The following is a 24,417-nucleotide window of genomic DNA, read 5'->3' on the forward strand; positions in this document are numbered from 1 at the left end:
AATATTCCTTGGGTATGATAAAAGCACGATGAAAACCCCCTTAATGATATACTTTCTGGTCGGTAGCTTTCGAAAAAGCTACCCTTTTTTTTTGCCCCGCCTTCGGGTATATTGGTCGAAGGAGCGCACGTACATGGAACGGGTGGGAGAAAAGGAAGGGGGAATAGCAATATGGCAACGAAGCATGAACAAATCTTGCAACATATTGATCGCCTTCCGATCGGTTCGAAGATTTCCGTGCGGCAGATCGCGAAAGACCTTGATGTGAGTGAAGGGACTGCATACCGCGCGATCAAGGAAGCGGAAACGCAAGGATACGTCAGCACGATTGAACGTGTCGGTACGGTGAGAATCGAGAAGAAGCAAAAGGAAAATATTGAACGTTTGACCTTTGCGGAGGTTGTGAACATCGTCGATGGTCATGTGCAAGCTGGACGTGAAGGCTTACACAAGACCTTGAATAAATTTGTAATAGGGGCCATGCAGCTCGAAGCCATGATGCGCTATATTGATGCCGGGAGTCTCTTGATTGTCGGTAACCGCTATCAGGCGCACAAAATCGCTTTGCAACAAGGGGCTGCCGTATTAATTACCGGGGGATTCGATACAAGCGAGGAAATCAAGCAGCTGGCTGACCGCTTAGCGCTGCCAATCATCTCCTCCAGCTACGACTCCTTTACGGTAGCATCGATGATTAACCGAGCCATTTACGATCGCCTCATCAAAAAGGAAATCGTAATGGTAGAGGATATTTTGAAGCCGCTTGCAGAAACGCCTGTCTTATTGACATCAGATTCTGTTGCCAAGTGGCACCAGTATACGGAGCTGTATCAGGACACGAGATTCCCCGTCGTAGACGAGCAGATGCGCCTGATCGGGATTGTTACCTCCAAAGACATCATCGGTCATGAGGAAACTGCGACGATCGACAAGGTCATGACGAAGAACCCGATTACGACCTCGCCGCGGGTATCCGTAGCGTCATCCGCGCATACCATGGTGTGGGAAGGAATCGAGCTATTGCCTGTCGTAGATAACCATCGCAAGCTCGTAGGGGTCTTGAGCCGCAACGACGTGTTAAAAGCGCTGCAATTTACAGCCAAGCAACCACAGATGAGTGAAACGTTCCCGAATCTGATCATGTCGCATTTCCGTGAGGAGCGTCAAGCAGATGAAATGGTTTATCTGGGAGATGTAAGCCCACAAATGACCAACCATCTCGGTACGATTGCCAGCGGAATCATGACGACGGTCATGGTCGAGGCTGCTTGTAACCTGCTGCGTCATCATCGTCGAGGCGACATGGTACCGGAAAATATCACCGTCTATTTCCTAAAGCCAGTCCAGATGGAAAGTCATATCGAAGTGAAACCGCGACTTTTAGATATCAGCCGACGCTTCGGAAAAGTCGAAGTATCCGTATTCCACGGCGAACAGCTCGTAGGGCAGGCCATGATTACAGCGCAAATTATTGAGCGTTAAAAGAAAGGAACAGTCTTTCGGGACTGTTCTTTTTTTAGTCGGTAAGCAATTATAAACCGTCACTCATTTTTTGCGTTGAGTTGGGGCAAGAGGCGCGCCTCCTTTTTTCCATGCGCAGAAAAGGGATGTGAATGAAGATTTTAGCCAGCATGCCTACGCCCAAAACAAATACTGCATAAACCAATTCAATTGAGTCAAACAGCGCTCCGTATAGTTGAAAACCGATCAGCCTGCCCACAGCAAACAGCATGACCATGACGGAAATAAACCGTCCCAGCATATGTGATTCGATGGTTTGCTGATAGAAGGTACGGAAAAATACACCGTAGATATTGAACATGGAAAACAGAAAATAGCTTACCAATGAATAAAATAGGACTACGGCAAACGGAGAGGTTTGCAAGTGCTGTAAAAAAGAATGACTGCCCAAGAGCAGTAGGGGAAAGACCGCTGCAACGATCCCGATCAGACCGATACCAATACTATGGGAAACGGAAAAGCGTTTCTTTAAAAGGATCACCCCAATAATCGAGGAGACGGAGCCCATTGTTTGTGCACTTTCGACCAGTCCGAAATCGATGTCCGATCCACCAAATACCTGTTTGATCATGTACGGGAAGCCAATCATGACAAAAGGAAAGAGAAAGATATGGGTAAAAAGACCGTTTAGTACAAGTGAACTAATTCGAAGATCCGTGGTGAAAATCTGTAAACCTTCCTGTAGTTCCTTTATAATCGAAGAAGAACTGGGTGCTCTTGGAATCGAAGGAAGCTTCATGAAATACGTGGATGCTGCTGAGCTCAAGGAAAGTACCGCGTTTAGTAAAAAGACGGCTTCAATTCCGCTCATCGTATACAGTAGTGTGCCTATGAGTGGAGCAAGGACACGAACGCTCTCCACGACAGTACTATCCAGAGCGATAGCGTCAGTCAATTCTGTTTTCTTCACCACATGCTGCAAGAGTGTAGTATACGCGGGAACTGCCAGTAGATTGCATACAGAAAAAAATAGAACGGCCACATAAATCATCGTCTCTTTGATGGGCTGAAACAGCGAGAAAAAGAACAGCGACAGCAGAAAAATACCGTAAATGAGATCGATGCTGCAAAGCAGCTTTCGCTTGTCCAGTCGGTCAGCCCATACACCTGCAAATGGACCGAACAGGATTTGCGGGATTACCCCCAGCGCCAGTATGGAAGCAAATTTTCCTGCTGATCCTGTGAGTGCCAGGATGTACAGGGCAAAGGCAACGTTCAGGCAGATCGTTCCAAACTCGCTGGTAGAATGGCGAAACAAAAACAATGAGAAATTCGGGTTGGCAAACAAATTGAATTTCATAGCTGATCCCTCCAAGTGCTCTTAGGCAAAACACATAGGTTGATTGTAGAGGGATCAGGAAAAAAAGCCCGGCAAATTTTGCTGTTAGGATGAGCAATTATTGACATCGGAAGGTGGGGATGAGAATGACGAGCCAGATTACCAAGCCGTTATCCTTGAAGATTGTGAACAGCGCTATTACCATCTATCAGATAGAGGCAGGCGGTTCTGATGAGCTACATCAGCATGATAGTTGTTTTCAAATCAGCATGTTGCTTCAGGGCAATCCGCTGGTGCAATGTGAACAGCAATTTCGCAAGTTGGCAGGACGTCAGCGTCTGGTTGCATCCCCTGGGTGCCAGCACCGTCATTTTTCTGAAGCTGAGGCTATGCGGTTGATGCTCTTCTTTCTCAGCCCAAGCCTTCTGGAGAGCGTCTATGCTGACAAAATGGAAGCTGTTAGCGGACCGATTGAATTTGTCCCATGGTCGGAGGATGAAACGGATGGTTTTCAAAGAATCGCGGAAACAGTCTGTACACAAATGATTACACAGCAGATGGAAAAGCTTGCGCTTGAACAGCTAGAATGGGAGCTGGCCAGCCTGCTGTTAACCGTTCAGGAAGGATCACACACGCAAAAATGGCGGGGCAAGCATCTAGCCGCTTATCCCGCCATCCCTGTATCGATCCATCCTGTCCTGAAAAGGGTGACTGATTTGATCCAGGATGATGTAACCGTAGATTGTTCACTGGATACACTGGCGGGGGTTGCGGGTATCAGCAAATTTCATCTGATTCGTCTATTCCGTGAGCAGATTGGTCGCACCCCGGCGCAATATGTGACAGATCAGCGTGTAACACGGGCGGCCTGGTTGCTCCGACACAGTAAGCTCGCCGTTACGGCCATCGCCTTTGAAGCGGGCTTTGGCAGTGTAAGCACATTTGAGAGGGCATTTAGAAAAAAATATAGCGTAAGTCCGCTCCATTACCGCAATAGCATGTAGGTGCGTACGAATATCGAAAAGTTGGGTTTGCGATGAGGCTATGGGGCCAACCTGCACTCCCTTTTCCATTGTCACCCATGAATTGACAGGGTAAGGAATGTAACTTATCATCTAATTAGAACACCATCTAATCAGATTGAGTAAACGAAGAAAGGAGTGTCCCACTTGCAACTAGATCAACTCGTCACCTTTTACAAGGCACTCGGAGACCCCACGCGCGTGCGTATTCTCGCGATTTTGGCAAATGGTCCACTGCATGGACAGGCGTTGGCAGGCAAGCTCGGCGTGACACCTCCGACCATCACACATCATATGGCAAAGCTTCGAGATGCAGGGGTCGTTTACGAGCGTCGTGATAAAAACACTATCTATTTCTATTTGCATGATGCAAATGTAAAACGACAGTCGCAGGCAATCGTGAATGTCATGGAAAAAGCAAGGGATACGTCAGTAGAGGAGTTATTTGCAGAAGACACCTTACATGTTCAGAGGAGGCACCAGATGGCAGCCGAAAAAATGCAGGTTATTCGCAGCTTCATTACTCCAGATGGCAAGCTGAAACAAATCCCGTCCCAGCGTAAGAAAAAGCTGATCGTCTTTGAATACATGGTGCGCGGTTTAGAAAAAGGGCGCAAGTACAAAGAACCGGAGATCAACGAGTATATCCGTCAGTTCCATGAGGATTACGCTACGATTCGCCGGGAATTCATTATGAATCATTATATGTATCGGGATGAGGGCATCTACGAGCTGAACCCAGAGGAAATGTGGGCAAAAGTCGAAGACCTGCAATAATGGAAATGGCTTCCTCCTGACTTGAACAGAAAAAAGGACAACCTTCGGCACTGCCGCTCAGGTTGTCGAAGCAATAGAATGTCACACAAATCTATTATAGCGAGAGCTCTATCAGGTTTGTATGATAAACAGCTGGGAATAGAGGAAAAGTATTTCCAGTCATCGTTTTCCTAAAAATGAAAAAGGCATGCGGAACGTAAAGCTGTTCCCATGCCTTTTTTTATACCCCTTTTTTCAATTCTGCCTGCCAAGCTGTACGATAACGGAAATAATTGCGAGTTCCCAAGAATAAATTCATAGCCCCTACAATCAGCATGATCAACGCTACAACAATGCGGATCGTATCGAGAGAATCAAAAGTAAACTGATTGATGCCGAACAAAGAAACGAGTATCCCCAATGACACATTCATTTTCCCCAGCAACATACGCGATTCAAGCGGATGGATGCCTCGTCTGCGCGCATGGATACTATAGTAGACACTGGCTACCAGGGAAGCGAGAATACCGGTCATGTAAAAGGCAGGCCACATATATGGATTCATCCTTTCTAGCCATTCTGGTATTACCCATCCTACCAAAATCAGGGGAGAACGGTCAAATACAAGTAAGAACGTTTGTTCTTAGCGTCCGTATGCGCTATACTTCCGGTATAATGTAAGAGAGAAAGTTTCCATTGTGAAAATTGAGAGGGGTAATATCATGACCTCCTTTGTCCATTTGCATGTTCATACGGAGTACAGTCTGCTGGATGGTGCAGCACGTATTGATGCACTAGTGAAGCGAGCCAGCGAATTGGGCATGCATGCACTGGCTATGACAGACCATGCCAATCTGTACGGGGCGATCCCGTTTTATAAAGCTTGTCTGGAGGCAGGCATCCAACCGATTATCGGAATGGAAATATACGTAATAGAAGGAAATCTTCAAGATCGCGTGCGAAATGCACCGCCGCCTAGTCATCTGATCGTTCTTGCTGAAAACGAAACGGGCTATCGGAATCTCCTGAAGCTGGCGACAGTCGCGAATACAGACGGCAATTATATTCTTCCGCGTCTCAACAAAGAGGTGTTGGCAAAGCATACAGACGGCCTCATTGCACTGAGCGGCTGCCAGCAAGGGGAAGTAGCCAGGCTGTTACTGGCTGGAGAAGCGGACGCTGCGCAAGAAGCAGCCCGCAAGTATCAGCGAATGTTTGGTGAACAGCATTTTTATTTGGAACTGGCTGATCATGGACTGGAAGTGGAGCGCAGGCTGAATACTCGTCTCGTGAAACTGAGTCAGGAAACGGGGATTCCGCTGATTGCGACAAACAATGTTCACTACATCTACAGGGAGGATCACCAGCAGCATGATATCTTGTTGGCGATCAAAGAAGGCAAGACGATTGGCGAAGAAAACCGTTTTCGCTACGAGACGGATCAATACTATCTGAAAAGTGCCGAGGAAATGGCGGCGCTCTTTGCCTTTGCGCCCCAGGCGTTAGCGAATACGCTAGCCGTTGCAGATAGGTGTAAGCTGGACCTTACCTTTGGCGTGCATATTTTGCCGGAATTTCCCTTGGCAGAGGGACAAGATTCAACACAGTATTTGCGTGAGCTGTGTGAAAAGGGTTGCCTGGAGCGATACGGCGAGATTACGCCAGAGGTGCAAGCGCGTCTGGATCACGAGCTGACGATTATTACAGGGACGGGCTTCACCGATTACTTCCTGATTGTATGGGATTTCATGCGGTACGCTCACGAAAACGGGATACCGACTGGACCAGGACGCGGATCTGCGGCAGGTAGCCTCGTCGCGTATGTTTTGAAAATCACGAATGTCGATCCCCTTCGCTTTCACTTGCTCTTTGAACGCTTTCTCAACCCGGAGCGGGTGACGATGCCCGATATTGATATCGATTTTTCCGTAGAGCGCCGTGACGAAGTCATTCACTATGTAGCGAGCAAGTACGGGCATGATCGTGTCGCCCAGATCATTACCTTTGGAACGATGGCGGCTCGTGCAGCAGTGCGTGACGTTGGGCGGGCGTTAGGCTTGTCTTTGGACATCGTGGATCGCGTGGCCAAAATGATTCCGCAATCGCCAGGCATGACAATTGAGCGGGCGATGCAAATTAACCCGGATATCGGCAAGCTGTGCGCGCAAAACAAACAGGCAGCACAACTCATCGAAACGGCAAAGGGCGTAGAAGGCTTGCCGCGCCACGCATCCACACATGCGGCGGGTGTCGTCATTTCGCGTGAACCGCTGACGAATTACGTTCCATTACAGACGGGTAATGAAGGCTTGGCACTCACGCAGTATCCGATGGAGATTCTCGAAGAAGTCGGTCTCTTGAAGATGGACTTCCTCGGCTTGCGCAATTTGACCATCATTCAGGAAACGTTGCGTCATTTGCAGGAGCAGGGAATATCGCTTGATCTGGATCAGCTGCCGACAGACGATGAGAAAACATTTCGTATGCTCTCCCGTGGGGAGACAACCGGCATTTTCCAACTGGAATCTTCGGGGATGCGCAATGTGCTGCGAGATTTGAAGCCGAGCAGCCTCGACGACATCATTGCGGTTCTGGCTTTGTATCGCCCGGGGCCGATGGAGATCATCCCGCAGTACATCGCCGCCAAACACGGACAGAGCAAAGTACAGTACGCTCATCCTGTTCTCGAGCCGATTTTGCGAGAGACGCACGGTTTTATGATTTATCAGGAGCAAATCATGCAGATTTCCTCGACACTCGCCGGCTTCAGTCTTGGTGAGGCAGATATTTTGCGCCGAGCAGTCGGGAAAAAGAAACGGGAGCTATTGGCGGAGCAGCGGGAGAAGTTCGTCGCTGGTTGTGTCCGGCAAGGGTACGGGCAAGAGCTGGGCAATCAAGTCTACGATTTGATCGTACGCTTTGCTGATTATGGTTTCAACAAAGCCCACTCGGTGGCTTATGCGGTCATCGCCTACCAGATGGCTTATTTGAAAGCAACTTATCCGCTTGCGTTCATGGCAGCGCTACTATCCTTGTCCATTGGCAGCCAAACGAGAATTGCCGAGTATACGGAAGAAGCGCGGCGACTACAGCTTACTGTGCACGGGCCTGACGTGAATAAAAGCCTGGCTTACTTTACAGTGGAGCAGGATGCGATTCGCTTCGGTCTGGCCGCAGTGAAAAACGTCGGCTACGGTGCCATTGAATCGATCGTGAAAGAGCGCAAAGGCAGAGCGTATCGTGATGTCTTTGATTTTTGTGCGCGCGTGGATGCGCGGTTAGTCAATCGCAGAGTAGTAGAATCACTCACTTTATGCGGTGCGCTGGACTCGTTGCCAGGTCATCGCAGTCAGCTCTTGCTATTGCTGGATGAAGCAGTAGGGAAGGCAAACAGCAAGAGAATCGAGCGTGACGCCAACCAGCTCAATCTATTTGCAGTTGAAGAAGATGCGGAACCTTTGCGCGAGCCAGCAGAATATCCAGAGGTAACACCGTTCTCACATACCCAGCAATTAAAAGAGGAGCGGGATTTGATCGGGGTATATATCTCCGGTCATCCACTTGACCAGTTTGCCCATGTCGCGAGTCGCCCGGAAGTAGCCGTTATCTCTTCATTGGGGGATGTGCCGCGCGACAAGACGGTGAAAGTATTCGGAATGATAACGGAAGCGAGACGCATCCAAACGAAAAAAGGGGATCCGATGGCGTTTATTACGCTAGAGGACAAAACGGCGCCAGTAGAGCTGGTCGTCTTTCCGCAGGTGTATACGAAGTATGCGCCTCTGCTCGAGCGCGAACAAATCGTCGTGGCAGAAGCCCGAGTCGAACACCAGGACGAGATGGTCAAGCTCATGGCTTCTCGTTTCTGGGATGCACAAACGCTGCCGCAGCCGAAGTCCGAGACTGTATTATTTGTCAAAATATCGGCAGAGCAAGAGCATGATTCGACGCTGCAAAGACTTTCACGTTTGTTTGTCGAAAAAAAAGGAACGATTCCTGTTATTCTCTTCTACGAAGGAAAAAGACAGACAATTCGCCTGCCAGAAGCAAATTGGGTAGACGTAGATGAGTCATTTTTGGAGCAAGCGCGAGAAATTGTGGGGCCTGACAGCGTAATTCGGAAAGAAATGCCTATAAATTGGGGAGGATGAGGAATGTCCTCCCTTTTTCGCCGTTTTCGGCAGGTTTACAGGAGAACAGTTTTTTATTATATTGAGATCATAACTCAATGAGTGGTCAGACCACTTGGAATAACCCAGGCATTTTTTACTGCCTACAAGCCATCATAGAAACTATTATCGTGAAATGGAGTGGGATCTCATGTCCAACCTGAGAGAGGAAGCACTGGAGCTTCACAGAAAACATCAAGGAAAATTGGAGGCAGTGACCAAGGTACCCGTTCGCAATGCTTACGATCTGAGTCTTGCCTATTCTCCTGGGGTTGCTGAACCTTGCAAAGATATTTTTGATGACAAGTCCAAAGTGTACGATTACACGATGAAAGGCAATCTGGTTGCAGTAGTCAGCGACGGTACTGCTGTATTGGGTCTTGGAAACATCGGACCAGAAGCAGCAATGCCGGTTATGGAAGGTAAAGCAGTTTTGTTCAAATCTTTCGCAGGCGTAGATGCATTCCCGATCTGCTTGAATACAACAGATGTAGATAAAATCGTAGAGACAGTAAAACTGCTCGAGCCTACTTTTGGTGGCGTTAACTTGGAAGATATCGCAGCTCCTGCATGCTTCGAAATCGAAGAGCGTCTGAAGCGCGAAACAAACATCCCGATTTTTCACGATGACCAACACGGTACAGCAATCGTTACAGCGGCAGGTCTGATCAATGCTCTGCGCGTGGTTGACAAAAAGCTGGAAGATATTCGCGTCGTAGCGAACGGTGCAGGTGCAGCTGGTATCGCGATCATGAAGCTCTTGATTTCCATGGGCGTAAAAGAAGTGATCATGGTTGATACAAAAGGAATCGTGTACGAAGGCCGTCCATTCGGTATGAACCCAGTGAAGGAACAAATGGCGAAAATCACGAACCGCAGCATGCTGCAAGGTGACCTGGCTGATGCAATGAAGGGCGCTGACGTATTTGTCGGTGTATCCGTAGCTGGCGCTGTTACACAGGACATGGTTCGTTCGATGAACCGCGATCCGATCATTTTCGCGATGGCAAACCCAGTACCAGAAATCATGCCGCAAGAAGCAAAAGAAGCAGGTGCGGCAGTAATCGGTACAGGCCGTTCCGACTTCCCGAACCAAGTAAACAATGTACTGGCATTCCCGGGAATCTTCCGTGGCGCTTTGGATGTACGTGCAACGGAGATCAACGAAGAAATGAAGCTGGCTGCTGTATATGCAATCGCAGACCTGATCACGCCAGAAGAGCTTACTGCGGATAAAGTGATCCCTTCCGCATTCGATCCACGTGTAGCGCCAAACGTAGCTGCGGCAGTAGCAAAAGCAGCGATGGAAACGGGTGTTGCTCGCATCACAGTTGATCCGGAAGAAGTCAAACAAAAAACGACGAAATTGACAGCTATCTCTTACCAAGAAGCGTAAAATACTCTTTATCGAGGCACCGACGACACCCTCCGCGAAAAAACGTAGTCTTTTTACAAACGTGGAGGGTGCTCCTCGTTAAAGGTACGAGTAAGGAGGATAATCGTGCTCGACTCTTCCCAAGATCGAAAGGTTTACGAAGGAATTCTCCTGCAACTTCATGAAATCATCCAGGAGCAAAACTTGCGGCCCGGGGACAAGCTGCCGTCTGAGCGAGAGCTGTCCGAGCAACTGGGAGCAGGTCGTTCTTCTGTACGCGAGGCTCTTCGGGCTCTGGAGTTGCTCGGACTCATTGAGACCCGACGCGGGGAAGGCACCTTCCTCAAGCATTACCGGCACAATCGGCTGATCGATATTCTTGGCTTTTTTATCCTACGGGATACCAAAACCAAGAAGGACTTGATCGAAATGCGCCGAATGCTAGAGCTGGATGCTGTCCGCTTAGCCTGTAGACGGGCGACTGACAAGCATTTTGATGAAATGGAACGCATCCTGGCCATTGCAGAGGAAAGAGTAGCAAGAGGCGAGGTACCTGCGGAGGAAGACTATCAGTTTCATCGCGTCATATGTCGCTCCAGCCGCAACTCGATTCTGCATCGCATCTGGACGCCTTTGGTTGAGTACAGCAACAGTATTCGAATTGAATCACTGTCGCGCGAAGGTAGAGCGAGTGCAGCACTCGTAGAGCATCGACAGATTATGGAAGCCATTCGCGAAGGCGATGTGAACGTCGCATTAGAGAGAATGAAAAAGCATTTGGAGAACAGCAAGCTTTAGTTTTCCCCCAATTTGCGAGGGGCGTTGGCGCTGTGATATGATGATGCAGACCTGTATTGGACGATTGAGGGGGAAGCCAGCATGTGGACGGTCATCTACATCGCTCCTAGCGCTAGAATTGCAGAACGGATACAGCAACGTTTGACAGATGAAGGGTTTTTGGTAAAGGTTCGCGAAGGTAAGGTCTCGAAGCAATACGAGATTCTCGTGCCGGAGAGCGAACTAAATGAAGTCCGAGATGTACTCGGCACGATCCTTCACTGATGAGAAAGGTGGGTGTACCTGTGCTTAAAGATCTTTTTGGGAAAAAGCGCAAATTCGCTACAGTTCCTTCAGAGACACTAGCACGTGTCCCAGCTTCCACCGACACTAGCAAGGAAGCGGGTACGAAAGAAAAGGAAGTCCCTGAGGGATTGATGAATAAATGCCCACATTGTGGGACGATTCACTACTCGAAGGATTTGGAGAAGAACTTGCGCGTCTGCAAAGGCTGTCAGTTCCACTACTCCATGTCCGCTCCAGAGCGTCTGCAAGCGCTTCTGGATGATGGGGTTCTAACAGAAGAATTTGATGCCAACTTGATTACAGCCAATCCACTCGGTTTTCCTGGTTATTTGGAAAAAATGGAGCAAGATATGGCCAACACCAATTTGAACGAGGCGATCATTACAGGAGAAGGTATCCTAAGTGGAAACCGCATCGTGATTGGGGTCATGGATTCTCGTTTCCGTATGGCGAGTATGGGATCGGTCGTCGGAGAAAAAATCACGCGCGCAATTGAGCAAGCGATCGAACGGCGTTTGCCTTTCATTCTGTTCAGTGCATCTGGTGGAGCACGCATGCAAGAAGGTGTATTGAGCCTGATGCAAATGGCGAAAACCAGCGCAGCGTTGTCTCGATTGGATCGTGAACGCTTGCTGTTTGTCTCGGTCATGACGAATCCTACATATGGTGGCGTATCAGCCAGCTTTTCTTCGTTGGGAGATTACAATATCGCAGAACCAGGAGCTATGATCGGTTTTGCTGGGCGTCGAGTCATTGAGCAAACGATCCGTCAGGAGTTGCCAAAAGACTTCCAAACAGCGGAATTCTTGTTAAAGAACGGGCAACTCGATATGGTGGTACACCGTAAGGATATGCGAAATACGCTGTCCAAACTGGTAGAGATGCACACGTCTCGGGAAGGAGTAGAAACATGGCAGGCGAGCTCTCCTTTGAAAAGCCATTAGTAGAATTACAAGATAAGATTAAGGAATTGCGCCGTTTTACTGAGGAAAAGGGAATTGATTTCTCTGACGAAATACAGCGTCTCGAACAAAAATCAAAAGAGCTTGCTGCGCAAATTTATGGCAATTTGACTCCGTGGCAACGCGTACAGCTGGCTCGTCATCCGGAACGGCCAACGACTTTGGACTATATACAACTACTTTTTACCGATTTTATCGAGGTGCATGGAGACCGTTTGTTCGGAGACGACCATTCTATTGTGGGTGGAATTGCCAAGCTGGATGGGCGCCCGGTTACGATCATCGGTCACCAAAAAGGGAAAGACACAAAAGACAACATCAAGCGCAACTTCGGGATGGCTCACCCAGAGGGCTATCGAAAGGCCTTGCGTATTATGCAGCAGGCGGACAAGTTCGGTCGGCCGATCATCTGCTTTATCAATACATCAGGGGCATATCCTGGAAAAGCGGCAGAAGAACGCGGTCAGAGCGAAGCGATTGCCCGCAATCTGCGTGAAATGGCGACATTTGGCGTGCCAATTATTTGTATCGTAATCGGGGAAGGTGGAAGCGGTGGAGCCTTGGCGATCAGCGTAGGTAACCGCATCTATATGTTGGAGAATTCCTATTACTCCGTGATTGCACCGGAGAGTGCCGCTGCGATTCTCTGGAGAGATTCCAGCTTGGGCATGCGTGCAGCGGAGACGATGAAAATTACGGCACCTGATTTGTTGGAATTAGGAGTCATTGACGGAATTATTGATGAACCATTCGGAGGAGCCCATCGTGATTTGATCGCGCAGGCAGGGATGGTCAAGGCGGTCATCACGGAACAACTAGAACAGCTGGGCCGTTTAACTCCAGATGAATTGATACAGGACCGCTACGAGAAGTTTAAACAGATCGGAGAATTCGCCTCCCTGTAAGAAACAGGGGGCGTTTTTTTCTTTTTTCTCCGAGGAAAATCTGCTACAATCGAAGTCGAATGAAAGAGTTATCAGAGCTTTCAAAAAGTATGGCACATATCTTTTGATTGTATAACAGATATGAGGAATTGAGTGATACAGCATGTTTCATACAAAGTATGGTACATACTGTTTCCGTTAAATGACATGCTAAAGACGAAACGATTGGAGAGGTGGATTCCATGCGAAAACTTGCAGTTCTCACTAGCGGTGGAGATTCTCCTGGAATGAATGCCGCAGTCCGGGCGGCAGTGCGTCGTGCTCATTTTCACGAGGTACAAATGTTTGGGGTTTACCACGGATACGAAGGGCTGATGAGGGGAGATATCAAGGAGATGTCTCTGGGCTCTGTTGGGGATATTATCCAACGGGGAGGAACCATTCTCTACTCCGCTCGCAGTGAAGCGTTCAAGACGGAAGCCGGACAGCAAAAAGCAGTGGAGCAATTACGTGTTCATGGAATTGAGGGTCTGATTGTGATTGGGGGAGACGGGTCGTTTCGCGGTGCACAGAAGCTGACCGAAAAAGGCTTCCCGACCATTGGTGTACCGGGTACGATTGATAATGATATTCCGTGCACCGATTTCACGATTGGGTTTGATACGGCATTGAATACCGTTGTGGAAGCGATCGATAAAATCCGCGATACAGCTACCTCGCATGAACGCACGTACATTATTGAAGTGATGGGGCGAGATGCTGGCGACCTGGCATTGTGGGCAGGGCTTGCAGCTGGTGCCGAGTCCATTATTATCCCGGAAGCGTCGCAGGAGATGGACGATATTATTGAGCGTCTACATGCTGGACAACGCCGTGGCAAAAAGCATTCCATCATTATTGTGGCGGAAGGGGTAGGAAGTGCCGCTTCTTATGCCGAAGCGATTACGAAAGAGACAGGCTGGGAGACTCGCGTAACGGTACTGGGTCATATCCAGCGCGGTGGTTCCCCTACTGCGATGGACCGGATGCTTGCGAGCCGAATGGGTGCAGCAGCTGTCGATTTGTTGCTGGAAGGCAAGCAGGACCGAATGGTTGGGATTCAGAACAACCAGATCGTTGATGTCGATTTTCAAGAAGCATTGGCGACAAAGCATCAATTGGATTTATCTATTTATCAATTGGCGCGCACGCTATCTATATAAAACTGACAGTTTTCGGAGTGTAGAGGAGGCTTACATCCTATGTTAAGGAAAGCAAAAATCGTATGTACCATCGGACCGGCAAGTGAATCGGTTGAAACACTGAAAAAACTGATCGAAGCAGGAATGAACGTAGCCCGTTTGAATTTCTCGCACGGTTCCCATGAGGAGCATGCGGCGCGAATTGTAAACATTCGTCAGGCATCAAAAGAAACCGGAAAACCTGTTGCAATCCTGTTGGATACAAAAGGTCCTGAAATTCGCACGGGTACGCTTGCAGTAGATGCAGTCGAGCTCGTAGAAGGAAATACGTTGATCCTCACTATCGAGGAAGTAGCGGGTACTGCAGAGCGCGTCTCCATTACGTATCCGGAATTGCCTCGAGATGTAAAAATCGGCGATACAATCTTGATCGACGACGGCTTGATCGGGTTGACTGTACAAGAAGTACGGGACACTGAAATCATCTGCTTGATCAAAAATGGTGGAACACTGAAGAGCAAAAAAGGCGTCAATGTTCCGGGAGTCAAAATCAACTTGCCAGGTATCACAGAAAAGGATGCACAGGATATCGAATTCGGTATTGAACAAGGAGTCGATTTCATTGCGGCTTCCTTCGTCCGAAAAGCATCAGATATCTTGGAGATTCGCAAAATCCTGGAGCGCCATAACGTGCGTATCGATATTATCGCGAAAATCGAAAACCAGGAAGGCGTCGATAACGTAGACGAAATTCTGGTAGTAACAGATGGAATCATGGTTGCGCGCGGTGATTTGGGCGTAGAGATTCCGGCAGAAGAAGTACCACTTGTTCAGAAGAAGCTGATCAAGAAGTGTAACGAGCTTGCGAAGCCAGTCATTACGGCGACACAAATGCTCGATTCCATGCAGCGCAACCCACGCCCGACTCGTGCGGAAGCGAGTGACGTTGCGAATGCCATTTTCGATGGTACAGATGCAATCATGCTCTCTGGAGAGACGGCTGCCGGTAAATACCCGGTTGAGTCTGTCGAGACCATGGTGCGCATTGCTGTACGTGCAGAGCAAGAGCTGAATTATCGCGAGATCTTGTACGCACAAGCACAGCTCAAACAAGTGACGATTACAGATGCCATCAGCCAAGCTGTATCCAATGCAGCACTGGATCTGGACGCAGCGGCAATCATTACTGCGACCGAAAGCGGACACACAGCTCGCATGGTATCAAAGTTCCGTCCAAAAGCACCAATCGTGGCTGTAACGCCGCATGAAGCGATTATTCGCCGTCTGGCACTCGTAAATGGTGTGTATCCGGTGAAGGGCGAAATGGCGAATACAACGGATGAAATGCTGGAGATGTCTGTCCAGGAGGCGCTTGATGCAGGCTTCGTTCGTCATGGCGATCTCGTTGTGATCACAGCAGGCGTACCTGTGCGTGAAGTTGGGACAACGAACCTGATGAAAATCCATGTCATTGGCGATGTGGTAGCAAAAGGACAAGGAATCGGCCGAAAAGTTGTCACAAACAAGGTAATTATTGCTAGATCTGCTGAAGAAGCGCTGGCAAAGGTAGAAGAAGGAGCAATTCTGGTAACCATCGGTACGGACTCCGATATGATTGAAGCGTTTGGCAAGGCTGGAGCGGTGATTTGCGAAGAGGGGGGACTTACCTCTCACGCAGCCATCGTAGGCTTGAATCTCGGCGTTCCAGTCATCGTAGGAGTGCAATTTGCTACGGATGTATTGAAGGACGGACAAATCGTAACGGTGGATTCTGAACGTGGGCATATTTACTCAGGACATGCCCGGATTCTGTAGGTAATACTATCCATCTTTAATGGAGAATGCCTCTGAAGGGTGACCAAGCGTCACCCTTTTTTGGCTTGGTGCAAAAAGGATTAGCCGACGAACTACCTGATAAGTTTTACCAGATAACGGTGATTATTAGGTGGTGCAAAGCGAGTGGGAATCTGTTAAAATCGGTCGGTGGCTTTGTGTCAGGACGGATTAAATCCATACGTTCGGAGTTTCCAAATCATGACAGAATGGGTGTTGTAGCGCTCGCTGCCAGGAAAAGGCTGAACATAAAACGGTTCTTCTGTACGTCCAATGTTCGGGATTTTGTGTCAAGTGTTTTTTTAGAGTGAACACAACATCTAGTATTGTCGAAAATTATTTCGCACAATATATAGGTAAAACTATTGAGTTTTACAGATAAAGATAGTTAAACTAGAGAGGAAAGATTCGAAGGAGGAACGATATGCTGGCGACCGAAACCGTATCCCGAACTCAATTTTTGCGGGATGAATTCTTAAATCAATATCCTGATTTTCCGATTCATATGAGTCCTCTGGGACAATTCGTTTACTACCGTACTTATTCTCGCTTTGTTCCGGAAAAAGGAAGACGCGAAACGTGGAAAGAAACTTGCCGCCGCTCGGTGGATTACAATATTAAGCTGGCTTATCAGCATTTGAACAAAATCGGATTGTACGCCGATTCTCGCGCAATGGAAAAAGAGGCAGAAGGATTGTTTGACAACATGTTCAACCTTCGCCAGTTTTTGTCTGGCCGTACCTTGTGGGTTGGTGGTGCAGACAACGGCGTAGCGGATTTGTATCCGTTGGCGAACTTCAACTGCTCCTTCCTGAACATCAAGTCTTGGGATGACTTGGGCGATTTGTTCTACCTTCTCTTGGTAGGAACTGGAGTAGGTTTCAAATGCACGAAGGAAATGGCTGCTGGACTGGGCCCGATTCGCACGAATGTTTCCCTGCTTTCTTCTGAATACAGACCGCTGCCAAAGCATCAACGCCTGGAGCGTTCTGAGCTGAATGTACTGGATAACGGCTTTGCCAAAATTTATGTGGGCGACAGTAAAGAAGGCTGGGTAGAATCCCTCCGTCTCTACCTGCAAATTTTGACAGATTCCACTTACGAACACATTCACACAGTGAAAATCTCTTATAACAGCGTGCGTCCGAAAGGCGAGCGCCTGAAGCGTTTTGGTGGTACTGCTAGTGGTCATGAGCCGCTTCGCGAAATGTTTGAAGGAATCGATAAAGTGTTGAAAAACCAAATCGACCAGCATTTGGCATCCATCGAGAGTGATGAAAAAGGATACGGCAAAATCCGTCCGATACATATTCTCGACATCGGAAACCTCATCGGAGCAAACGTCGTAGTAGGTGGCGTGCGCCGTACAGCGGAAATTTTCCTGTTCGATCACGATGACTACGAGTGCATGCTGGCGAAATACGGCATCAACGGCTTCTGGACTGAGGATCAGCTGAACCATCACCGTCGTGTAGGCGAGTTGTTGGGAGAACACAAGCCTGTATGGTTTGACAGCATCCAAAATGTAGGAGACGGACGCAGTGGTCTGGATCACCGCCGTATGTCCAACAACTCCATCGCCTTTACTAAACAACCGACCAAGTCATTCTTGAACCTCGTGTTCACCTTGATGCAATTGGAAGGCGAACCAGGCTTCATCAACTTGGAAGAAGCAAATCGTCGTCGTCCAAATGCAGAGGGCTTGAACCCTTGTGCAGAAATCCTGCTCGATTCTTATGGCGTCTGCAACCTGACGACAGTCAATCTGGTTGAATTCGTGAAGGATCACGAGGATGGCTCCAAGTATCTGGATCTCGATGGCTTGCTGGAAGCACAACGCAAATCTGCTCGTGCCGGTCTGCGCATGACGCTGGTTACGTTGGAACTGCCACATTGGGATACTGTTCAACAGCGTGACCGTTTGCTCGGAACATCCCTTACTGGTGTGAAGGATGCGTTGGCATCCCTGGGCTATACAGAAGAGCAAGAGCTCGAACTCCTGCGTCAACTGGGCGATGCTGCTCGTGACGAGGCGAACCGTTATGCGTATGAGCTGCGTGTGAACTCTCCACTCTTGGTAACGACAGTGAAGCCGGAAGGTACGCTGTCTCAGGTAGCTGGTGGTGTCTCCAGCGGTCTGCACTGGTCCCATTCGCCATACTACATCCGCCGCATTCGCATCAATGCTGAGGATCCATTAGCAAAAGCGGTACAAACTCTCGGCTGGACAGTCAACCCAGAGGTAGGAACACCAGGCGAAACGTATGAAGAGCGCATGGCAAATGCACGTACACTCGTAATCGATTTCCCTGTAGCATCAGGCGCAGAAGAAACGAAGAACGAAGTAAGTGCAAAACGCCAATTCGATACGTACTTCCGTTTCCAGAAAGAATATACCGAGCACAACTCTTCGAACACCATTACAGTTCGCAAGGAAGAGTGGGTAGAAGTAGAAGACATCGTTTACGATAACTGGGATAATTTCGTAGGTGTATCCTTCTTGCAATTGGATGGCGGAAACTACCAATTGGCTCCATATGAAGAATGCACCAAAGAAGAGTATGAGGCAATGAAGCAGTCCATGAAGCCATTTGATCCTGCGATTTTGCAGCAGTATGAAACCGGCGGCGAGGCTGATCTGTCCACGGCTGAATCTTGCGAAGGCGGAGCTTGCCCGATTCGCTAAGCGATCCGAATAATGAAAGGCAGAGGTGGACTGAAAAAATCAGTTTGCCTCTGTTTTTTTATGTGGCTGTAGTGGGGAGAAGAATATTTCCAGTCTAGGCTCCAGGCTCCGTCCTGCTGGGGGCTGGGACTGCTCGCTCCGAAGGGATTCGCGGGGAAACGCAAAAGTGGTAGCCGCTACGTCGCGTGGGCACGGTTGCGTTTCTTTTGCCCGCGAATCCCTTCTCCGCTTGGTAGGACTCCACAAGTCGCTACGTCTGGAAATATTCTTCTCTGGCGTAACTGATCAGATTCTTCATTCTTTCAATTCTTTAAAAAACGATTAACACGGAAAGCTCGTAGAGGAAACAGGAGAAAAAAGCGAAGATCTTTGGTACACCGACCGAGACGTAATGCAAAAAGCGAAACAAGCCCTTAAGCGTCCACCTCTGAAATACATCTTGAGTGGACCACTTTGGATGCGGTTTCGCTTTTTGCATGGAGACGGGCAGTGAATCCCTCAGCGGGTGGGACAAGAAGCTGAGCGTTTTCTCCTGTTTCCTCCCCACCACTACAGCCACACAGGGTTACTATGGTACAATCATCCTATAGAGAAAGGAGCGATCTAAAATGACTCCCATTATTCATTCCCATCGATTGCGCGTCCGCTATGGCGAAACCGATCAGATGGGTGTGGTCTACCATACGAACTATTTGAACTGGTTTGAAGTAGGAAGAACAGAACTGATTCGCTATGCGGGGATCACCTATCGTGAGCTTGAGGAAAAAGGCGTACTTTTGCCTGTCACAGATGCGAACATCTCTTACAAACAGCCCGCCCGCTATGACGATGAGGTAGAAATACGGACACGTGTAAAAGAGATCAGTCCTGTCCGTCTCACTTTTTCTTACGAGATTGTTAGATGGCCTGACCAACAGCTGTTGGTGTCAGGAGAGACGATGCATGTATTTACCAACACAGCTTTGAGGCCGATTCGCTTGTCGCGAGCGGAGCCTGACATCTATGATTGGTTGGATTCCCAGCATAAAGGAGGGGAATAGGCATGTTCCGTTTTTTTGCCATTCTGTTTGTCGTCGCGTTTGGATTAGAGCTTTGGGGGCTTATTACCATTGGATCGTGGATCGGTGGTTGGAATACAGTCGTGCTGGTCATTCTCACGGGGATCTTGGGAGCTTGGCTAGCGAGGCAGCAGGGGATGCAAGTATTTCGGATGGTCCAACACCAGTTGGCGCGAGGGCAAATGCCTACGGATTCGCTCATCGATGGTGTTTTGATCTTGATCGGTGGCATTTTGCTCTTGTTGCCTGGATTCGTCACGGATGTGATTGGACTGGTCTTCCTCATTCCGTACACGCGGATGATTATTCGTCATCTGTTGAAGCGCTGGCTGTGGAACCTCATCTCGTCTGGTCGTGTTCAATTGTTTTTTCGCCGCTAATACAGCTATTCCCTATAAAAAAGAACCGCTACGAGCTGTGTGACATGCGCTCGCAAGCGGTTCTTTTTACATTGGGTCAGGTTTTCTTCCCACGGATGTAGCCCCAAACATCTTCGAAGACGTTGGCTTTTACCAAAGCATTGATCATGACAAGTGAAACAGGTCCGATGATCAAGCCCAAGAATCCGAACAGCTGGAGGCCGACAAACAGTGCGACCAGCGTGAGGAGAGGATCGAGCCCGACGTTCTCCGCAACGACTTTTGGCTCGATAATTTGCCGGAAAATCAAGACGATCCCGTACAAAATGGACAAGCCGATCACCATCGAGTAATTGCCTTTGAAAAACATGTAGATGATCCAAGGAACGAAGACAGTCCCTGTCCCAAGATAAGGCAAGAGATCGACCAAGCCCGTGATCAAGCCAATCGTAATTGCGTATTCGACACGCATGAACAACAGACCAATAATCACGATGGCAGCAGTTAAGGAGATGAGAGTCAGCTGCGCCTTGACGAATCCGAATAAGGCATTGCGCAAATCGATAAAGATCTGATCGAGACGGCTGTTTACCCCTTTTGGCAAAAGACGGCGAGCCCGCGCTTCCCAGAGAGCAAAATCTTTGGAGATAAAGAAGGCACCCATGATGGAAATGACGGAAACTGTTGCCATATTCGGGAGTGAGACAAGCAGGTTTTTCAATCCATCCAGGAATTTGACGATCAAGTCCTGTCCGACATTCGTGATAGTCGAGATCGCACTGCCTACCGTACTGGTAAGCTTATCCTTATAACTTGGATCGAGCTGATCGTAAAACCACTGAATCTGATTGTAAATGCCCATCAAGAAATCTTGAGAAATCGTATTTTGCAAATAATGGGCTAGCTCCTGTGAAACGACTGGTAAACGTTTGGCCAGCTCTCCGATTTCCACGACCGTTTCCGTGATAATCAGTGTGAGCACTCCGCCCGCGAGCAGCATCAAAACCAAGAGCGCGATAATGACAGAAAGCCAGCGTGGAATCCTGAACTTTCTAGTCATGAACGTAACTGGTTTGTTGATGACGAGCGCAATGATTAAAGCGATTATAAATGGGTACAGTAAGGGTGTTGCATGTTGGAATACCCAAATCCCTACATAGACAAGCAGACAAACCCATAACAAGCGAATGATTTGAAAGAGGCGCTCTACCCAGTTTTCCTGATTCAAACGATTTCTCCTTTCCGCCGCGAAAGTGCGAACAAATTACTGATGTTTCTATTATGCAGCATGCCTGATAGGTGGAGCAAGAATCGCGAAAAAACAAAACTCCGTTTCACCCTTCGAAACATTTTTTCGCCAACCTTATTCACAAAATCGCAATAATCTTTTATAATTGGGTCGTCTTAGTGGATTCTTTTCTCTCGCCTCTCCCCTTACACGAGCGTCATTTTCATGTACGACCTTGTGAGGATTTGCGTGGATACATTCCCTGTCAAGAGTGGTGGATGAAAGAAACCGCTGCTTACAATTGCATAGATAGGATGTTCAAAAAGAGTCGTCTTTTTTGAACGTGATCAGGTCGTTTATCAGTCATGGCGGACAAGCGAAGACTAGATAAGCACTACTACTTGAGTGGAAAAGGAGAGGGAGTTCTATGACAACTACTCGTGGACTTGAAGGCGTTGTTGCCGCTCAATCATCCATCTGTTCGATCGTCGATGGGGTTCTTTGCTATGGCGGGATCAACATCGATGAGCTGGCAGAACATGCAACTTTTGAAGAGGTTGTATATTTGCTCTGGCATGGAGCGTTACCGAAGCGTGATCAGCTAGACGCTTTGAAAAAACAATTGGGTGAAAATGCAGCAGTGGCCCAAGAAGTGCTGGAAAGCATTCGCCACTATCCAAAAGGCGTACACCCAATGGCGGCGTTGCGCACAGCTGTCTCTTCGCTAGCGCTCTACGACACAGAAGCGCAAGATATGTCTCCTGAAGCCAACTATCGGAAATCTATCCGTCTGATGGCACAAACTCCTACCTTGATCGCTGCTTACGAGCGTATGCGTAAAGGTCTGGAGCCAGTAGCTCCACGTGCAGATTTCACGATTGCACAAAACTTCCTCTACATGCTCACAGGCCAAGAGCCAACAGAAACGGCTGTTAAAGCATTTGACGTTGCTCTGATCCTGCATGCTGACCATGAGTTTAATGCATCTACATTCTCTGCTCGCGTATCTGTTGCGACTCTGACTGACATTTATTCCGGTATCGTGTCCGCAATCGGTACGCTCAAAGGCCCTCTGCATGGCGGCGCTAATGAAGCGGTAGCGAAAATGCTGAACGAAATCGGCGGAATGGCTAACGTAGAATCCTATATCCGCACCAAGCTGGATAACAAGGAAAAAATCATGGGCTTCGGACACCGTGTATACAAAGACGGTGACCCACGTGCGAAATGGCTGAAAGACATGTCCAAAGCACTGACCGCGCAAATCGGTCGCCCTGAGCTGTATGAGATGTCTGTGAAGATCGATGAAATGATTTCCGGCGAAAAAGGCTTGAAGCCAAACGTTGACTTCTACTCCGCATCTGTTTACATCTCACTCGGTCTTGAAACAGACCTGTTCACACCGATCTTTGCCATCAGCCGTATGTCCGGTTGGACGGCACACATCATGGAACAGTATGAAAATAATCGCCTGATCCGTCCTCGCGCGGATTACACCGGTCCGGTCAACCAACACTACGTTCCGATTGACCGCCGCTAAGAACTCGCTATTCTCGAGCGTGGAGGGCAGGTGGTCAGCCAGGCTGATCGCTCCTGAGCGCAAGCTTGAGAACTACCACAAGTGAGTGGTAGTTCTCCTACGTCTGGAAATATTCATAATCACCTAATATATATAACACTGGAGGGATTTTTTGTGTTTAAAAACCTGACGCAACCAACTGTAGGCGAAAAAATTACTGTGGATAACGGTAAATTGGTAGTTCCAAACAATCCGATCATTCCTTTCATCGAGGGTGACGGTACTGGCCCTGATATCTGGAAAGCTTCCGTTCGCGCTCTGGATGCAGCTGTAGAAAAAGCTTACAAAGGCGAGAAGAAAATCGCTTGGTTCGAAGTATTCGCAGGTGAAAAATCCTTCAACCAATACAACGAGTGGCTGCCAGAAGATACGCTGACTGCTGTTCGTGAATACCTGATCGCAATCAAAGGTCCTTTGACTACACCAGTAGGTGGCGGTATCCGTTCCATCAACGTAGCACTGCGTCAAGAGCTGGATCTGTATGCTTGCGTACGTCCTGTTCAATACTTCGATGGTGTTCCATCCCCAGTGAAACATCCTGAATTGACTGACATGGTAATCTTCCGCGAGAACACTGAAGACATCTACGCTGGCGTAGAGTGGGCTGAAGGTACTCCAGAAGTGAAAAAAGTGATCGACTTCCTGCAAAACGAAATGGGCGTGAAGAAAATCCGCTTCCCAGAAACTTCTGGTATCGGTATCAAGCCTGTTTCCAAAGATGGTACAGAACGTCTGGTTCGTGCAGCGATCGACTACGCGATCGAAAACAAGCGCAAATCTGTTACCCTCGTGCACAAAGGCAACATCATGAAGTTCACAGAAGGTGCTTTCAAAAGCTGGGGATATGCACTGGCTGAAGCAGAATACGGCGACAAAGTGTTCACTTGGGCTCAATACGATCGCATCAAAGCTGAAGGCGGCGACGCTGACAAAGCACAAAAAGAAGCAGAAGCAGCTGGCAAAATCATCGTGAAAGATGTTATCGCTGACGCGTTCCTGCAACAAATCCTGACTCGTCCAGCTGAGTACGATGTAGTAGCAACACTCAACCTGAACGGTGACTATGTATCTGACGCACTGGCTGCACAAGTAGGCGGTATCGGTATCGCTCCAGGTGCAAACATCAACTACCTGACTGGCCATGCGATCTTCGAAGCAACTCATGGTACAGCTCCAAAATACGCTGGTTTGGATAAAGTAAACCCATCCTCCGTGATCCTGTCCGGAGAAATGATGCTGCGTCACCTCGGCTGGAACGAAGCAGCTGACCTGATCATCAACTCCATGGAAAAAACCATCTCCGCGAAAACAGTAACATACGATTTCGCTCGTTTGATGGAAGGCGCACAAGAACTGAAATGCTCCGAGTTTGCTGACGCTCTGATTCAAAACATGTAAGATAGATTTGGGTACAAATTTTTACACTTACATTTTTGGAGGGG

19 protein-coding genes are annotated in these 24,417 nt (G+C 48.4%); 16 read left to right on the top strand and 3 right to left on the bottom strand.

The window, feature by feature from the left end; translation table 11 throughout:
* Positions 1 to 171 precede the first annotated feature (171 nt).
* Positions 172 to 1,482: a DRTGG domain-containing protein gene (locus HPY27_RS16045; RefSeq protein ID WP_017250740.1), complete on the top strand. Its 1,311-nt coding sequence runs from the start codon at positions 172 to 174 to the stop codon at positions 1,480 to 1,482.
* Between the two features lie 49 nt (positions 1,483 to 1,531).
* On the opposite strand, the gene HPY27_RS16050 is transcribed toward HPY27_RS16045, so the two are convergent.
* Positions 1,532 to 2,821: an MFS transporter gene (locus HPY27_RS16050; RefSeq protein ID WP_017250741.1), complete on the bottom strand. Its 1,290-nt coding sequence runs from the start codon at positions 2,819 to 2,821 to the stop codon at positions 1,532 to 1,534.
* A 125-nt stretch (positions 2,822 to 2,946) separates the two neighbouring features.
* Between HPY27_RS16050 and HPY27_RS16055 the strand changes: the two genes are divergently transcribed.
* Both HPY27_RS16055 and HPY27_RS16060 read left to right on the top strand, forming a co-directional pair.
* The gene (locus HPY27_RS16055; RefSeq protein WP_173623106.1) at positions 2,947 to 3,804 is read left to right on the top strand and encodes a helix-turn-helix domain-containing protein; all 858 of its coding nucleotides are present in this window, start codon (positions 2,947 to 2,949) and stop codon (positions 3,802 to 3,804) included.
* A gap of 165 nt (positions 3,805 to 3,969) precedes the next feature.
* Complete coding sequence (locus HPY27_RS16060) at positions 3,970 to 4,599, top strand: DUF2087 domain-containing protein (protein WP_174225432.1); 630 nt, start codon at positions 3,970 to 3,972, stop codon at positions 4,597 to 4,599.
* A gap of 220 nt (positions 4,600 to 4,819) precedes the next feature.
* On the opposite strand, the gene HPY27_RS16065 is transcribed toward HPY27_RS16060, so the two are convergent.
* On the bottom strand, positions 4,820 to 5,131 hold the full coding sequence (locus HPY27_RS16065) for a YtpI family protein (protein WP_017250744.1): 312 nt from the start codon (positions 5,129 to 5,131) through the stop codon (positions 4,820 to 4,822).
* Positions 5,132 to 5,300: 169 nt separating this feature from the next.
* Between HPY27_RS16065 and HPY27_RS16070 the strand changes: the two genes are divergently transcribed.
* The 11 genes from HPY27_RS16070 (at position 5,301) to HPY27_RS16120 (ending at position 20,189) form a co-directional block, all read left to right on the top strand.
* Complete coding sequence (locus HPY27_RS16070) at positions 5,301 to 8,729, top strand: DNA polymerase III subunit alpha (protein ID WP_174225433.1); 3,429 nt, start codon at positions 5,301 to 5,303, stop codon at positions 8,727 to 8,729.
* 169 nt (positions 8,730 to 8,898) lie between these two features.
* Positions 8,899 to 10,143 (top strand): NADP-dependent malic enzyme, encoded by a 1,245-nt coding sequence (ystJ, locus tag HPY27_RS16075; protein WP_017250746.1) that lies wholly within the window; start codon positions 8,899 to 8,901, stop codon positions 10,141 to 10,143.
* A gap of 105 nt (positions 10,144 to 10,248) precedes the next feature.
* Positions 10,249 to 10,920, top strand: coding sequence for a FadR/GntR family transcriptional regulator (locus HPY27_RS30610; RefSeq protein WP_012685105.1), 672 nt, complete (start codon positions 10,249 to 10,251; stop codon positions 10,918 to 10,920).
* Between the two features lie 81 nt (positions 10,921 to 11,001).
* Positions 11,002 to 11,184, top strand: coding sequence for a hypothetical protein (locus HPY27_RS16085; protein WP_007725347.1), 183 nt, complete (start codon positions 11,002 to 11,004; stop codon positions 11,182 to 11,184).
* Between the two features lie 20 nt (positions 11,185 to 11,204).
* The gene (gene accD, locus HPY27_RS16090; protein WP_174225434.1) at positions 11,205 to 12,149 is read left to right on the top strand and encodes an acetyl-CoA carboxylase, carboxyltransferase subunit beta; all 945 of its coding nucleotides are present in this window, start codon (positions 11,205 to 11,207) and stop codon (positions 12,147 to 12,149) included.
* Positions 12,116 to 13,072 carry an acetyl-CoA carboxylase carboxyl transferase subunit alpha gene (gene accA / locus HPY27_RS16095; RefSeq protein WP_017250748.1) on the top strand — a complete coding sequence of 319 codons (957 nt, stop codon included), beginning with the start codon at positions 12,116 to 12,118 and terminating at the stop codon, positions 13,070 to 13,072. Before accD ends, accA begins: the two co-directional genes overlap by 34 nt.
* Positions 13,073 to 13,293: 221 nt before the next feature.
* A complete protein-coding gene (gene pfkA, locus HPY27_RS16100) occupies positions 13,294 to 14,253 on the top strand; it encodes a 6-phosphofructokinase (RefSeq protein WP_017250749.1) in 960 nt (319 codons plus the stop codon).
* Between the two features lie 39 nt (positions 14,254 to 14,292).
* Complete coding sequence (pyk, locus tag HPY27_RS16105) at positions 14,293 to 16,047, top strand: pyruvate kinase (protein WP_017250750.1); 1,755 nt, start codon at positions 14,293 to 14,295, stop codon at positions 16,045 to 16,047.
* Between the two features lie 442 nt (positions 16,048 to 16,489).
* Complete coding sequence (gene nrdJ, locus HPY27_RS16110) at positions 16,490 to 18,751, top strand: ribonucleoside-triphosphate reductase, adenosylcobalamin-dependent (RefSeq protein ID WP_174225435.1); 2,262 nt, start codon at positions 16,490 to 16,492, stop codon at positions 18,749 to 18,751.
* Positions 18,752 to 19,359: 608 nt separating this feature from the next.
* On the top strand, positions 19,360 to 19,791 hold the full coding sequence (locus HPY27_RS16115) for an acyl-CoA thioesterase (protein ID WP_069846058.1): 432 nt from the start codon (positions 19,360 to 19,362) through the stop codon (positions 19,789 to 19,791).
* Positions 19,792 to 19,793: 2 nt separating this feature from the next.
* Complete coding sequence (locus HPY27_RS16120) at positions 19,794 to 20,189, top strand: FxsA family protein (protein WP_069846055.1); 396 nt, start codon at positions 19,794 to 19,796, stop codon at positions 20,187 to 20,189.
* Positions 20,190 to 20,265: 76 nt separating this feature from the next.
* On the opposite strand, the gene ytvI is transcribed toward HPY27_RS16120, so the two are convergent.
* Positions 20,266 to 21,396: a sporulation integral membrane protein YtvI gene (gene ytvI, locus HPY27_RS16125; RefSeq protein WP_017250755.1), complete on the bottom strand. Its 1,131-nt coding sequence runs from the start codon at positions 21,394 to 21,396 to the stop codon at positions 20,266 to 20,268.
* Positions 21,397 to 21,823: 427 nt separating this feature from the next.
* Between ytvI and citZ the strand changes: the two genes are divergently transcribed.
* Both citZ and icd read left to right on the top strand, forming a co-directional pair.
* The gene (gene citZ, locus HPY27_RS16130; protein WP_017250756.1) at positions 21,824 to 22,936 is read left to right on the top strand and encodes a citrate synthase; all 1,113 of its coding nucleotides are present in this window, start codon (positions 21,824 to 21,826) and stop codon (positions 22,934 to 22,936) included.
* Positions 22,937 to 23,089: 153 nt separating this feature from the next.
* Positions 23,090 to 24,373 carry an NADP-dependent isocitrate dehydrogenase gene (gene icd / locus HPY27_RS16135; protein ID WP_017250757.1) on the top strand — a complete coding sequence of 428 codons (1,284 nt, stop codon included), beginning with the start codon at positions 23,090 to 23,092 and terminating at the stop codon, positions 24,371 to 24,373.
* Positions 24,374 to 24,417: the final 44 nt, after the last annotated feature.

This window comes from Brevibacillus sp. HB1.1, assembly GCF_013332445.1.
GTDB lineage: Bacteria > Bacillota > Bacilli > Brevibacillales > Brevibacillaceae > Brevibacillus > Brevibacillus porteri.